The following is a 15,029-nucleotide window of genomic DNA, read 5'->3' as shown; positions in this document are numbered from 1 at the left end:
TGGAGATGAATAGGATTAGATTTGAAGAAACACCTAGATTGTACAATCCAAGTTTAGCATTTGTAGCACACTTGTCAGGCGTAACAAATAAGGAAACACTACTGTCTACATTATGCAAGGAACTCAAATTTCCCAATTATTTTGGGTTTAATTGGGATGCGTTATATGACCTACTAAGAGATTTTGACTGGATTAAAGAAAGAAGAATTGTATTGGTACACGATACTCTACCGATACTTGATTATGAAAATTTATACACGTATGTTGAAATATTATATGATTCCGTTTATGATTGGAAAGATGATGAAAACCATTATTTAGAAGTTGTGTTCCCTAAAGATTGTGAAAGTATCGTCAAAGAAATATTAGATAACAAAATTAACCCTGCACTATGATGCAGATGTAAATAGGTCAAAAGAGGCGGAGATTGTGACCCAGAGAAAAGTTTGTGATGTAATACACCGGGACTGAGTACGGAACACTATCTTTAATATTTAATTAATGGGCATAAACTCTACTGGGTTAGCCCCTATTCACAAAGTAGAGGAATATGAGACAAAAGGATTAATTGCCTAAAACACTCTAAGTGCATTTTTGAGTATTGATTAAAATAATACCGAAATACACGATTGGGTCTTAGTTTTCTTTAAATAATATCTGGACACATGGTGTTGACGGCGATGTAAAGAAATTTTAATAATAAATATAAATACTGCACAAATTATGCGGTCTAATCGCAATTTGCTAGTTTTGATACTATTGCTCCTATCTACAACAACTTACAGCCAGCAGCAGGACGTAGCTTTCCATTTAAGCAGTGAACTTTTGAATGGTAAAACAATACTTAAAATAAAGCGTGATTTCTATGACCCTTATTTGTGGGTGCTTGCTAAGAATAACGAGGTTTACCGCATTAATAGTCTCACCAAGAAGATTGATGACTACAGTGATAAATTTGCTGCTTATAGCAGTTTACAGTTTATTGATATAGCTGGCCGCAGCCAGGATACTGTATTTATCGCTGCTAATTCTGCTAATATTGTACAATATAAAAATGGCTCAGTGCGCTTACTTGGCCCTGCTGATGGCATACTGGGTACGGTAAATTCAATCGGGATCGATAAAAATTTGTACTATCAGGAAACTTACGTTGGACATTGCCTGATAATCGGTACCAGTGGCGGATTTTGCCGATATAACATGGACAACGAAAATGCTGCTCAACTTTTAAACAATGGATCAAGTAAAATATACGAGGCTACGTATCGAAAAGAAATGTACAAAGATAGTTTCGGCACCAACCCTTTTGCTGGCAATGATACGATTAATTACCTCCCTGTCGATCATGAAAACTGGGCAGGAGGTGTTTATGGGGAATACTTATGGGAAGGTGGAAAATCTTTCGGGTACAATATCAATACCGCATATTATATATCCTCAGATGTACAAGAACTCGGTGATGTAACTGACTTGACCAATTTATTTTGGGGAAACAATAAGGGGATGTTTCAAAATTCGGAAAAGCGAAGTTACTCATCCGGTTCCGCTCATGGTCATTATCTAAACGATATTACAGTAAACAAAATCACAAGTATTTATGGCCTTGTTGCTTTGGGTGATAACGGGTCACCCGGCTATCCGGGAAATATAAAAGAAAACCTGTTAGTCGGCACGGATGTCGGGCTCTATTTCAGCAGTACCGTATACAACAACTATGAGTCAAATACCTGGCTTGCTACATTCTTACGACAATTTTCTTTATTTCATTATGGCGAACTTGGCAATATCAGGGTAAATGATATTTGCGTTAATACTTCGTCCACTACAATGCCTATATGTGAAGATGGTGTTTGGCTAGCCTGCGACAACGGGCTTTATCTGATCAAGCCCGATTATGCTCCGTTCTGGAACGGTCAACAGTCATATACGATAAGTTTTGAAAATCAGGCAAATACTGTATCAAAGATCGAGTTATGCGCTGGTAGCTCTGTAACGGCAGTTGCAAGCTTTCTTCTTGATCCGACAATTGCCATTCAGTGGTATGCAAACGGGAAGGAACTGCCGGGTAAATCGCAGAATTCGCTGGAGATCAATTCAAGTGGTGATTATTACGCAGTATTATACGATCCCTGCGGAAATACGCATCTTGAAAGTAATCATCTTACGGTACAAGTAATCACCGCCCCTGTCTTCACTTTCAACTACCCCGATAAGATCCAGCAATGCGATAATACCCCGCTTACCCTGCAAACTACCGATAATCCCGGCTATACTTACCGCTGGTATACCAACGGCGTGCTCAACGGCAATACCACTTCATCTTACACCGTTACCCAAACCGGCAAATACAAAGTTGAGGTAAGCGCCTGTACCAATAGCTGGGTGCCCTCAAAAGAAGTGGAGGTCGACCTGGTTACCCTGCCCGTTCCGCAGGTAACTTCAGATAAAGCCGTTTACTGCGCCGAAGATATTGCCGTACTGGCAGAGAGTGCCCCAACCGATCCATCCTACACCATCAACTGGTACCGGGATGGTACTTTGCTGACTGCAGATAAGAATTTAACTACCATCAATGAAACCACAGCCGGCAGCTACACGGTGGTGCTGGCCAGCACCATTTCCACCTGTACCCAAACCTCGTCGGCTTTACCCCTTGCCTTTACCCCTGCGCCTGTTTTTACCTTTAATTACCCCAATCAGCTGCAATATTGTATAGGCACACTGCTTACCCTACAGGTTACCGGCAGCGCCAATTACCAGTACCGCTGGTATAAGGATGGTACGTTAAACGGAATCACAACCACATCACTACCCATAACCCGAAACGGCGCCTATAAAGTGGAAGTAAGCAGTTGCGCCGGAAGCTGGGTAGCATCAAAAGAAGTGCAGGTTGCATTTGTAATTGTACCCGTGCCAGCCATCAGTACCGATAAGCCGGCGTATTGCGTGGGTGATAATGCTACTTTGTCCCTGGCGGAAACAGTCGATCCGGATTACACCATCCAATGGTATAAAGACAATGTGCCCGTACCCAACAGTACAGGTCAAAGTTCCATTGTAACCAATGTGCCCGGTAGTTATACCGTAACCCTTGCCTACAGTACGCCAAATACCGATGGCAGCACCTGTTCGCAATCCTCGGCGGTACAGGCTATTACTTTTAATCCGCCGCCAACGGTAAGTATCGAAAAAATTGTAAATACCACCATTTGCGATGGGCAAACAATAAACCTGAAAGCAAATTATAACGGTGGAACGGTGCAATGGTCCACCGGTGAAACAACCGACCAGGTCTCCATAACCCAGGCAGGAACCTACACCGCAACCGTCACTTCAACCGCAGGGTGCCAGGCTGCAGCCAGCACCGATATTGCCTTTTTGCCCAACCCGGTTTTTAGCGTGAACGATACTACTATCTGTACCTATAAAAAACAGGTGGTGACGCTTACTGCACCGGCCGGATTTGCCCAATACGACTGGAACGGGCAAACAGGCGGCCAAACCTACCAGGTAAGCCAGCCGCAAACGGTTAGCTTAACCGTAACGGATGCAAACGGCTGCCAGGCCACCCAGCAGATAAAAGTAGCCGACCGATGCCCTGATATCTATATCCCCAATACCTTTACCCCCAACGGCGATGGCATTAACGATACCTGGGTAATAGAAGGGCTGGATAGCGACCCTACATCAACTGTAAAAGTATTTACCCGTAACGGTGTGCAGGTATTCAGTAGCATCGGCTACGGCACGCCATGGAACGGCGAATACAAAGGCAAAAAGCTGCCAGCAGGAGCTTATTATTATATTGTTACGGCGAAAAATGGGTCGCAAAAATTTAGCGGGTCGCTGACGGTGATTTATTGATCTAAATAGCTGTCATAATAATTCTTGACTCATTCAGATATATCTACTAAGATTTTTCATTTATCTTAGTATCCTCTCCAAGCAAATTACTGATATCTCGTTTTTTCGCTTTTTTCTTAACAACTTGCCATATTAACTCCACATTGGTATTGGTTATGTCAGCCAGTTTAAGCATGTCATTAACTGTAAAGTTTTCCGGGGAATCGAATTTAGTAACATAGCCATTATTGCCTATTCCTAAATGCAGCAATAAGCCCTGTCACGTACATTTCACCAATATCAGACATCTTATTTATCTTACCTGTTTCAAATCTTGATTGAATAGAAATTAAGGTGCTTTTCAATTTGGCCGGATTCACACGAGTTTTTTTGCCATATATTTTATCGTTTGGCCAAAAATCCGATGGATACTAATTAATAGCACGAAATAACATTGCATCAGTTTGTAAAAACACTAATTTAGTGTTAAACAATTATTTTAGATGTTTATTTATCTACATTTGAATAACATATCTCTACTTATAATATCAAACACCCAAAATCGGATGTTGAATATTGGATGATAGAGGATATTTGTTGTTTTTTATCTGGCATTTGGATTTTGGATCTTGCTTTGAAAATATAGGAATTTTTAAAATTGTAAGAGAAAGATAACTATTCGTTATTTTTTGAAGATAGCGGTGGACTCACTCTTGTATGTACTTCGGCCTCCTACAGGCTTCAAAGTATACTTGAGCGGGTTTTCACTATTGTAGAAATTCCCTCAAATAAATCGGTTTATAATTTCAAATGATATTAAAAATTGAAATATGAACTGTTTTCAATAGCTCCATAATTTCCACCCTTAATACCTATCAGCCGATATCTATTTTCTGTCGACACATTTCGCCTTTGTGTCGAAACTGATAAATAGTTTACTTCGGATTTTTCCATATTCGCTTTCGAATTAACAAAAGCGCCTTATTAGCAATTATTGAATCACAGTCAGTAAAATAATGCTCATAAAAAAGTTTCGATTAAAATTTAAACAGGCTCTAATAGGTGGATAATTATTCATCGAAAAATGGAGCATAAATATAAAATAGAATACCTTTTGAATTCAAAGACTAATTAATTAAATTTGGCAAAACAATAAATAATCGCTAAACCGAATCATATGTTTTCATTTCCTCCAGAATCCAATACCATTGCAACAGCTTATCAACTGTTTAAAAATTTATTCATTAACATTTACCCGCGCAGCAGTAAGCGAGAGTTAGAACCGACGGGTTTATAAGGTTCAATTCACGATTAACGATAGTCGCTGCTTTAATATTTTGCAGTACTTAAACTGAAAGGCGATAAGTATTCCCTGCCGCGTTGCCGTATTGGTTTATTTAATGACTGTGTTGCAGTGGTAAAATCAAATTGTTATAGATAGCGCTTCGTTTCTGCCGGTTGTGGGAATTTTTGATAGTAGTCACTACTGTATCAAGCTAAGAAATTAAAAATGCGTTCTTTCAATTTTTAGGTCCTTATCCAAAGAACTTACCGGGTAGTGATGTGAGGTATTATTGGCGATGGCAATTTAGGTACAGAGGTTTCCAAAGCAGCATCTTAACACTCCATTTTTAAATAATCTAAATCTTCTAACAATAAATTATTCATCAAATTCTTGAAAACTCTGAGGTCAAAGCTTGAATCTATTTTAAAAAGAATATATATAGAATCTGATACGGGTACTTCATCATCTTCTCTTATGATTGGTGATTCAGGGGTAGCATTATTTAGAATATTGTATTTGAAACATTTTGAAAATTCACTGTATGATGATAAAACTATTTCTACAATCCAAGCATTAGCTGAAAGTTTAGTATCCTCTAATGATAATAGTTTTTGTTACGGGAACTCCGGGACTAAATGGTTTTTTTCTTATCTCTATCAACTGGAGATCATAGAAGAATGTGATTATAACAACATATGCTTGGGTGATGAATTAATTGTTGAAAGCGCCCTGGGTTTATTAGAAACGAAGAATTACGAATTTCTAAATGGTGCCGTTGGATTAGCACAATATCTTCTGTTTTCAAACTATAAATTAAACGATTCATTTTTTTTAAGGTTTTTGAAAAACTTAAGATGTTCATTATTGAAGATTCAATTGCTAATAGTTTTAATTTAAAGAGCCAAAATGTGGACATTTATCGCGTTAACCTTGGTTTAGCCCATGGAGTAATAGGAGTCCTAAAAATGTGCATTCAATGTACTCAAGCCGGTATTTGTGAAGAAGACTCAAAGCTGGTAGCAAAAAAGATCATCGATTTTATACTTAAAAATACGCACCAAAAAGGGGCTGTTAGTATTTTCCCTTCTTTTTGTTCCAATGATTCTAAAATTGAAGATAGTCGACTTGGTTGGTGTTATGGTGATTTAATCATAGGGTATATTTTGTATCAAGCTGCAGAAATATTCGATGACTACATACTATTACAGCATGCCAATAATGTTCTTATAGAAACAACCTATAGGCGATTGCCAAAGGAAACATATGTGCGCGATGCTAGTATTTGTCATGGAAGTATAGGAATAGCACATATTTATAATAAAATATGGAGGCTAACAAATAATCTAATTTATAGGAATGCTGCGGAATTCTGGATTGACTATTCTTTAGAAAAGGAAAACTATTTACAAGGGGAGAATTGTTTTATGAAATTTAATGCTTATTCCAATAGGTATGAAAAGAATTTAAGTTTATTGGAAGGAAGCGCTGGTATTGGACTGGCCTTAATAAGTTTTATAACAGAAGATTACTCGTGGGACCATTGTTTAATGTTAAACTAGATTACATTAATTATATACATTATTAAAAATCAAATTAAAAAAATGAAAAAGTTAAAATTGGACACCTCAAAATTAAAATTAAGCAAGACTACCATTTCTTCATTATCAGAGCAGGAAATGAAAGAGGTATTAGGTGGCAGCACGGGTATTACAGATTACTGTGCTACTTCTTATGGCTGCGTCAATGTTTCTATCCCATGTGGAAGTATAACGCCCACTACGATCTGCATGAGCTTTAAATGCCCAAACCCAACCTACCCTTGTGCCTAACAAGTAATTATAACATAAAATATTTATTTGTTAACAAGTCAAATTAAAGATTATTAAGCCCCTAAATTGCTAGTTTTTTAGGGGCTTGGTTAGAGATTTAGGTTTTGATTGGATATAAATTAAAAATGAAAAGTTACAATTTTGTTTTATTGAGAGCACCTTTACAAAGTCTAAATAAAGCCTTTCAACCAATTGAAATAAGCTCGGAATTCGATGAAGCACTATTTCTTGCATCTATAGACCTATGGGAAAATATTAAAAAAGGTGACCTTCAAAAAAAAGCAAAAATTGAGGAATCTTTGTTGAAATATTGGTTAAGGAGTTGTTCAAGATCTACTCCATTTGGAATCTTCGCCGGTACTTGTGTACTTGAATTAGGAGGATTTACTGATTTGATTTCAGAATCTGATAATCATGTTAGAAATGTCAGGTTTGATATGAATTTCATTTCGGCTATTGTAACTCAATTGGAAAAGGATCCTTTCTTGAGAAAGCAGTTGAAATTTAAAGTTAACCAAAGTTTATATGAGAGCCCGAACGATCTGCGGTATATAGAATATACGATTAATGGGAATGAGCGTAACTATAAACTTACCTCTGTTGAAAAGACAGATTATTTAGTCAAATTAATCAAAGGAGCTCAAAGAGGTGTGACAATTGAAGAACTTGCTCAAGAATTATTGAAAATAGAAGACGTTTCCTACGAAGAATCGATTGCGTTTATCGAGCAGCTATGCGAAGATCAGATTTTTGTTTCAGATTTAGAAATATCTGTTACCGGTACAGAACCGTTGGCACAGTTAATCAGCAAATTAGGTCAATTTGATGACATTGATAATATAAAAATGGCATTTTCTGATATTACTAATTCGATTGAAAGTGAAAGGACCGGAATTGACTATTATCAAAAAATAATTCAAACCACGAAAAAGATAATTACCCAAGATATTGAATTTAAGAATATATTTCAAGTTGACTTACTCCTTAATTTGAAAAATAACACTATAAATGAAAAGGTCATTAATGAAATAATAAACCAGTGTAATGAATTATTAACTTTTGCTTCACCCTATCATAACGAAAATATCAATAGTTTCAAACGGTTGTTTGTAGAAAAGTTCGAAGATACAGAGGTGCCTTTAAATATTGCTTTAGATGCGGATTTGGGAGTTGGGTATGCTTCTGTGATTGAAAAAAACACTGGTGGAAGTAAATGGGTTGATGGTTTAGCAGAAAGTGTTAATTTGTTAAGTAGTGATATTACTATTAGTTTTTTTCAAAGATTTATCATTGATAAATATACTGACTTTTTAAAAAGAAATTTAAATGAAATAGAAATTACAGAAGAAGATGTTTTAAAGTTTAAACCTAACTCTTCAAAATTATGCTTCTCAAATGGGATGTATATAATTGGGGAGATACAAGCAAAGCTTGGTGTATTCGATGTCGAAAACTTTCAATTTGACCTTGTTGGAATTGGCGGTTCCTCAGCCTGTAATTTGTTATCTCGATTTACACACGGTGATAAAACTCTTCATAATTATACCAAACAAATAATAGAAGGCGAGGAGAAGAGTTATCCCGATATTATATTCGCTGAAGTTGTACATGCCTCGCAAGTTCGTGATACCAATGTCTTATTACGCCCAATATTAAGAATGTACGAAATTCCTTATGTAGGAAGATCCGGAGCCGAGGAGGATTTTCAAATTCCCATTAATGATTTATTGGTTAGCGTTCAAAATGATCAAGTTATATTAAGAAGTATTAAGTTCAATAAACGCGTTATACCGAGATTAACAACGGCGCATAATTATTATATGGTTAATAGTTTATCCGTATATTCTTTTTTAGGGGATGTTCAAAATCAAGGTTTTTCAAATCTGAGACCTTGGGATTGGGGTATATTGTCTCGCTATAAATATTTGCCAAGGGTAGTATATAAAAACGTTATTTTGAAAAAAGCGCAATGGTATCTCGACACAGACGACTTAAAAGAGTTGCCTACGGATGAAACCGAATATATTGCATTTTTTAATGGATTGAGGGATAGACAACAATTACCTTATCGTATTTTATTAGTGGAAGGTGACAATAAATTGTTGATAGACTTGAACTATTTGGAGTCGATTAAATTTTTACTAAGATCCATCAGGAAATTTAAAGTTATTATAGTTGAAGAGTTTTTACAGACTGAAGAAAACTGCATATTGCATGATGGACAACAGAACCCATTTGTAAGTGAAATAATAATTCCTATTAAGAATGATTTCCAAATTGTAAAATCATATAATGAAAATACAGCAGCGATTAAAAATCCGAAAAAGTTTCTTCCAGGTAGTGAATGGGTTTACTACAAAATTTATGCTGGAGTAAAAACACAAGAAAAGATTTTAACGCAATTTATTTTGCCGTTTATTGAAAATGGAGAAAAGGAAAAATTATTCGAGAAATTTTTTTTATTAGGTATAATGATGGACGGCCACATATTAGGATAAGATTTTATAATTCTGACGATGAAAAACAACAAAAATTACAAAGAGATTTCAACCCAATCGTCAAAGATTTATATGAAAATATGTATACTGACAAATTAGTTATCGACACCTATATTCAAGAGAATAATCGTTATAAAAATAACTTGATGGAAATTTCAGAGACTTTTTTTAATAACGATAGCGTTACTGTATTAAAATTTATTTCTCTATTAGATGATCAAAACTCGGAATTCTATAGGATAATATTTGGCATGCGGGGCATAGACATGTTTCTTAATGATTTTAATTTTAGCTCTTTAGATAAGCATAAATTTTTTAAGCTTCAGGTTGAGGCCTTTTCTAAAGAATTTTCTTCAAGTAGCCAAGTAAGATCATCACTTAATCAAAAATATAAAATGCAAGAAAAAAAGATTTCCTTACATATGGATTCAGCATTTGATGTTCAAAACGCCATTGATGAACCTGCGGAATTGTTAAATATCCGTTCAAAATTGAATATAAAGTATATTGGAATTATAATGGATGAATTTGAACAAAATAAAAATGATCAAGAATTTTTATCGTTTTTATCAAGCCATATTCACATGTTTATAAATAGACTTTTTATAGCCAAACAACGTAAATATGAATTATTAATTTACTCGTTTCTTGAACGTTTCTACAGTTCAAATTTAGCCCGGGCAAGAACTTACGACTCTTAACATGTATATGGCTTTATTTTTATATCTTACTTCACAAGGTCTATTTTACACGTTAAAATTAAAGACAAATCTTAAAATATTTAGTTTTGAAATACTCCAGCATAATATTCACTTTCGTAATTATAATCTTACATAGTTGCAGTAAACCAAGCTCCAAATACAATGGTGGTTTCGAGAAATTAGACGAAGACAAGATCCCAGTAGGTTGGCAATGGGCTAATGAAAAAGAACAATCTGATGATTACTTAATCGCAGTCGATAGTACAGTTAAGGAAGAAGGTAAATACTCTTTACATATATTTCAAAAAGGAGCTACCCCTTCGTTTGGTGTATGCAAATATATAATTCCTCGTACCTATAAAGGAAAAGAGCTTGAACTCAAGGGGTATTTAAAAACTGAAAATGTATCAGGAGGCTTCGCGGGATTATGGATGCGCGTTGATGGACAAGATGGCATGTTGGCTTTTGATAACATGCAGGATAAATCCATAACAGGAACAACTGATTGGAATGAATACAGTATTAAACTGCCTTACGATGATGGAATCGCAAACACAATAAATATCGGAGGACTTTTAGTAGGCAAGGGTAAAATATGGATAGATAATTTAAGATTATTTATAGATGGAAAACCTATAGAAAATGCCACATCAAAAAATATAATTTTTAAAAAAGCACAATTAGATACATCTTTTTCTAGGAACTCAGGAATTGACTCCATTAAATTAACGAAACAAAAAATAATAAACCTCACCCTATTTGGACAAGTTTGGGGTTTTTTAAAATACCATAACCCTTCAGTGGCTAAGGGTGATTATAATTTTGATGCGGAGCTCTTTAAAGCAATGCCGCTAATTATTAAAGCTAGTAATAATTCAGAATTAAGTGATGCTCTTGAGCATTGGATCGATAAATTTGAAAAACCGGGTTTATGTAATTCTTGCCAGCTCCCTTTATCCGGAGACATTAAATGTGAACCAGATTATGGGGATATTTTCAATGATAATATTTTAAAAAAATCATTAATCAATAAACTTCGTTATATATTACGGAATCATGATTTTAATGAAAATTATTATGTCGAATTGGATCCTAACATTGGAAACCCCTTATTTACGCATGAACTTCCATATAACACGGTAACCAAGCCAGATGTAGGATTTAGACTTTTATGTTTGTTTAGGTATTGGAATATGATTCAATACTACTACCCATATAAACATTTGATAGGCAGTAACTGGGATAATGTTCTTAAAGATTTTATCCCTCGATTTGTAAAGGCAAAAGATAGTACCGGTTATGTAATCACGACTTTAGCCTTAATAAGTAGTATTCATGATACGCATGCAAACATTTGGTCAAATAATCCAACTCTCGACGCCTACAAGGGCAAATACGAGATCCCTTTACAAGCAAAATTTATAGAGAACCATCTCACGGTTACTGGGTTTTACTTAGATACTTTAGACATAAAAAAAAAGGCAAATATTGGCGATGTAATAATTAGTATAAATGGAGTAAAAATTGAAGATCTTATAAAAAAATATTTACCAATAACGGCAGCATCCAATTATACAACCCAGCTTCGAGAGATGCCAAACAATTTTTTATTAAGATTCAACAAAAAGGTAGTTTCTCTTGAGATCGTACATAATAGAAATAAAAGGACTATGAAAATTATTGCGATCGAACGAAAAAAACTAAATAAATCTATAGATTATGACCCACATCCATCTCAACCGTATTATGCTAATCTAAATTCTCAAATTGGATATATATTTCCTGGTAAGTACAAAAACGTTGATTTACCACTAATTGAGCAAAAGTTCAGATCGACAAAAGGCATTATTGTAGATATGCGATGTTATCCGTCAGATTTCATGCCGTTTACCTTTGTTCCATTCATTAAAAGAGGGAATTCCGATTTTGTTATGTACAGAACAGCTAGTCTTAAAAACCCTGGATACTTTGAGTTAAAGAATCCACTTAATATTGTCGGGACTGGAGATTATAACGGCAGAGTTGTTGTGATTGTTAATGAAATGACACAAAGCCAAGCGGAGTATACCACAATGGCTTTCCAAAGCTCTCCAAATGTTATTGTAATTGGAAGTAGAACAGCAGGGGCAGACGGAAATGTCTCGAATATTTCACTGCCTGGAGGAATCAGTACCATGATATCTGGATTAGATATATTGTATCCAGATGGGACTGAAACACAGCGCAATGGAGTAAAAATTGATTATATAGTCAAACCAACCATTAAAGGGATTTCGTTGGGGAAAGATGAACTTTTGGATAAAGCAAAGGAAATAATATTAAATAATTAAAGATGGGTAAAATTGCGGATTGAAAATTATGAAATAGACTAATAATATTATGAAGAGTTTGACATTTAATTTCAAAAAAACAGTTATTAAAAGGCATTCCATTTCGTGTGTTTAAGAATGTTAAATAGGCGGAATGGATATTCAAAAATACCTAGCGCCGATTTTCGTTTTTGAATAATTAACAGTTTCCCCAAAATATTGAAATGACTTTTTTAAATTGACTATCACCAAAAAGCATTTTTAATATTCTATATCCACAAAGAGATTAATCAGTCACAATGTCAATTAAAACAACTCTAAAGTACTTTTTTACCACTTCATTAAAATATATCTCAAACCCAATATAACCCCCCCCAATAGATAATTATGGGCTTCAAGTTTTATAAGCAATTTGATGTGATGGACTGTGGACCAACTTGTTTACGAATGGTGGCCAAATATTATGGGCGTAATAGTAAACAGCAAACCATAAGCAAACTTTGTGAAATTAATAGGGACGGTGTTTCATTATTGGGAATAAGTCGCGCGGCTGAAAAATTGGGATTTCGAACGATGGGCGCGAAATTGAATAAATCGCAATTAAAAACATGCGAGTTACCTTGCATTTTGCATTGGCGAAACTTTCATTTTGTGGTATTGTACAAAATCAAAAACCACAAATATTACTTAGCCGACCCTACCACTGGACTGATTATACTGAATGAAGACGAGTTCAACCGTAACTGGCAAGTCGATAAGGAAAGCGGTGAAGGCATCGCTTTATTGTTGTCACCAACATCCCAATTTTATGAACGGGAAGATGAGCAAGAAGGCGAGGTTCGATGGAGTTTTTTGCTTCGATATTTAATCACTCACCGCAAATTAGTTGTACAGATGTTGTTTGGCATGGGCATTGGCAGCTTGCTACAGCTCATTAGCCCTTTTTTAACACAGTCCATCGTTGATATTGGCATCAATACTCGAAACCTTAATTTTATTTACGTCATCCTAATTGCACAAGTAGCATTGATTATAGGGCGTGTAAGTGTCGAGTTTATAAGAAGCTGGATATTGCTACACATAAGTACCCGAATAAATGTCAGCATCCTGACGGATTTTTTGATTAAGCTGATGAAACTGCCCATGAGTTTTTTGATACTAAAATTACGGGCGATATTATGCAGCGGATCAACGATCAAAAAAATATCCAAACCTTTTTAACAGGTTCAACATTAACCACCATATTTTCTATGTTTAATTTGCTGGTTTTTTCAGTGGTGCTGGCTTATTACAATATTCCCATCTTTTTTGTATTCATCTTGAGTAGTTCCTTGTACACAGCATGGATAGTGATTTTTTTAAAACAGCGGCGGACATTAAATTATAAAGCTTTCGAAGTATCGGCAAAAAACCAAAGCAGCATTGTTCAATTAATAGGCGGCATGCAGGAAATAAAACTAAACAACTGCGAGCTGCAAAAACGATGGGAATGGGAACACATACAAGCCCGCCTATTTAAACTTAACGTAAAATCACTAGCACTTAGCCAATACCAGCAGGGCGGCGCTACGTTTATTAACGAAGGTAAAAATATATTGATCACTTTTTTGAGTGCCGAAGCCGTTATCAACGGTAACCTTACCTTAGGTGCCATGGTAGCGGTACAATATATTGTTGGTCAATTGAGTAGCCCGATTGAACAAATGCTGACTTTTATACAGGGGTTTCAGGATGCAAAGATCAGCCTTGAGCGGCTAAATGAAATTCACCAAATGCAGGATGAGGAACCGATTGATAAGGAATTGAGTTATTTACTTCCTGAAAATAAAAGTTTATCACTTACCGATCTTACCTTTCGATACCCGGGTGCTGGGAATGTTCCCGTGCTTGAAAACATTAACCTTCAAATTCCCCAAGGAAAAACTACCGCAATCGTTGGCATGAGCGGCAGCGGTAAAACCACTATTCTTAAACTACTGTTACGTTTTTATGAGCCGCAAAAAGGTGAAATTAAAGTGGGTGACCAGCAGATTAATAATATTGGTTTTAAAACCTGGCGGAGCCAGTGCGGCGTTGTAATGCAGGACGGTTTCATCTTCTCAGAAAGCATTGAACAGAATATTGTCGTTGGTGATATATACCCCGATAAGGCAAAACTAAAACACGCCATAAAGGTAGCCAACATACAGGACTTTATCGATAGCCTGCCATTGGGACTCACTACAAAAATTGGCGCCGAAGGAAATGGAATAAGCCAGGGTCAACGCCAGCGGATCCTGATAGCAAGGGCTGTTTACAAAGATCCGGAATATCTGTTTTTCGACGAGGCTACCAACGCGCTTGATGCCAATAATGAGCAGGTGATCATGAATAACCTACAGGAGTTTTTTAACGGGCGCACTGTAGTTATTGTCGCCCACCGGTTAAGCACCGTCAGCAACGCCGATAACATTATCGTAGTAGACAGAGGGCGCATTATAGAACAGGGCACTCACCATGAATTAACCGATCTCCGAGGTGATTATTATAAGTTGGTGAAAAATCAGCTTGAACTGGGAATGTGA

At 35.9% G+C, this 15,029-nt stretch carries 10 protein-coding genes; all 10 read left to right on the top strand.

The window, feature by feature from the left end; genetic code table 11:
* Positions 1-5: 5 nt before the first annotated feature.
* Complete coding sequence (locus MgSA37_RS18525) at positions 6-395, top strand: barstar family protein (protein WP_157750635.1); 390 nt, start codon at positions 6-8, stop codon at positions 393-395.
* Positions 396-750: 355 nt separating this feature from the next.
* Entirely contained in the window at positions 751-3,864 is a 3,114-nt protein-coding gene (locus MgSA37_RS18520) for a gliding motility-associated C-terminal domain-containing protein (RefSeq protein WP_157750634.1), read from the top strand.
* Between the two features lie 1,654 nt (positions 3,865-5,518).
* The gene (locus MgSA37_RS29425) at positions 5,519-6,025 is read left to right on the top strand and encodes a lanthionine synthetase LanC family protein (protein ID WP_157750633.1); all 507 of its coding nucleotides are present in this window, start codon (positions 5,519-5,521) and stop codon (positions 6,023-6,025) included.
* The gene (locus MgSA37_RS29420) at positions 5,983-6,687 is read left to right on the top strand and encodes a lanthionine synthetase LanC family protein (RefSeq protein ID WP_096353996.1); all 705 of its coding nucleotides are present in this window, start codon (positions 5,983-5,985) and stop codon (positions 6,685-6,687) included. Before MgSA37_RS29425 ends, MgSA37_RS29420 begins: the two co-directional genes overlap by 43 nt.
* A 42-nt stretch (positions 6,688-6,729) precedes the next feature.
* Entirely contained in the window at positions 6,730-6,957 is a 228-nt protein-coding gene (locus tag MgSA37_RS28315; protein ID WP_157750632.1) for a class I lanthipeptide, read from the top strand.
* Between the two features lie 125 nt (positions 6,958-7,082).
* Positions 7,083-9,455 carry a lantibiotic dehydratase family protein gene (locus tag MgSA37_RS18500; RefSeq protein ID WP_096353995.1) on the top strand — a complete coding sequence of 791 codons (2,373 nt, stop codon included), beginning with the start codon at positions 7,083-7,085 and terminating at the stop codon, positions 9,453-9,455.
* Positions 9,398-10,156 carry a thiopeptide-type bacteriocin biosynthesis protein gene (locus tag MgSA37_RS18495; protein ID WP_096353993.1) on the top strand — a complete coding sequence of 253 codons (759 nt, stop codon included), beginning with the start codon at positions 9,398-9,400 and terminating at the stop codon, positions 10,154-10,156. Before MgSA37_RS18500 ends, MgSA37_RS18495 begins: the two co-directional genes overlap by 58 nt.
* A gap of 86 nt (positions 10,157-10,242) precedes the next feature.
* Positions 10,243-12,486 (top strand): S41 family peptidase, encoded by a 2,244-nt coding sequence (locus tag MgSA37_RS18490; RefSeq protein WP_096353992.1) that lies wholly within the window; start codon positions 10,243-10,245, stop codon positions 12,484-12,486.
* A gap of 366 nt (positions 12,487-12,852) precedes the next feature.
* On the top strand, positions 12,853-13,686 hold the full coding sequence (locus tag MgSA37_RS29575; RefSeq protein ID WP_317046594.1) for a cysteine peptidase family C39 domain-containing protein: 834 nt from the start codon (positions 12,853-12,855) through the stop codon (positions 13,684-13,686).
* On the top strand, positions 13,644-15,029 hold the full coding sequence (locus MgSA37_RS29570) for a peptidase domain-containing ABC transporter (RefSeq protein WP_317046593.1): 1,386 nt from the start codon (positions 13,644-13,646) through the stop codon (positions 15,027-15,029). Before MgSA37_RS29575 ends, MgSA37_RS29570 begins: the two co-directional genes overlap by 43 nt.

This window comes from Mucilaginibacter gotjawali (genome assembly GCF_002355435.1).
Lineage (GTDB): Bacteria > Bacteroidota > Bacteroidia > Sphingobacteriales > Sphingobacteriaceae > Mucilaginibacter > Mucilaginibacter gotjawali.
This window is presented reverse-complemented; position numbering and strand designations above follow the sequence as displayed.

Bases quoted from the DNA above. Each gene is read 5' to 3' on its own strand.
- MgSA37_RS28315 (WP_157750632.1), top strand. From the start codon at position 6,730: ATGAAAAAGTTAAAATTGGACACCTCAAAATTAAAATTAAGCAAGACT.
- MgSA37_RS18500 (WP_096353995.1), top strand. From the start codon at position 7,083: ATGAAAAGTTACAATTTTGTTTTATTGAGAGCACCTTTACAAAGTCTA.
- MgSA37_RS29575 (WP_317046594.1), top strand. From the start codon at position 12,853: ATGGGCTTCAAGTTTTATAAGCAATTTGATGTGATGGACTGTGGACCA.
- MgSA37_RS29420 (WP_096353996.1), top strand. From the start codon at position 5,983: ATGTTCATTATTGAAGATTCAATTGCTAATAGTTTTAATTTAAAGAGC.
- MgSA37_RS18525 (WP_157750635.1), top strand. From the start codon at position 6: ATGAATAGGATTAGATTTGAAGAAACACCTAGATTGTACAATCCAAGT.
- MgSA37_RS29570 (WP_317046593.1), top strand. From the start codon at position 13,644: ATGCAGCGGATCAACGATCAAAAAAATATCCAAACCTTTTTAACAGGT.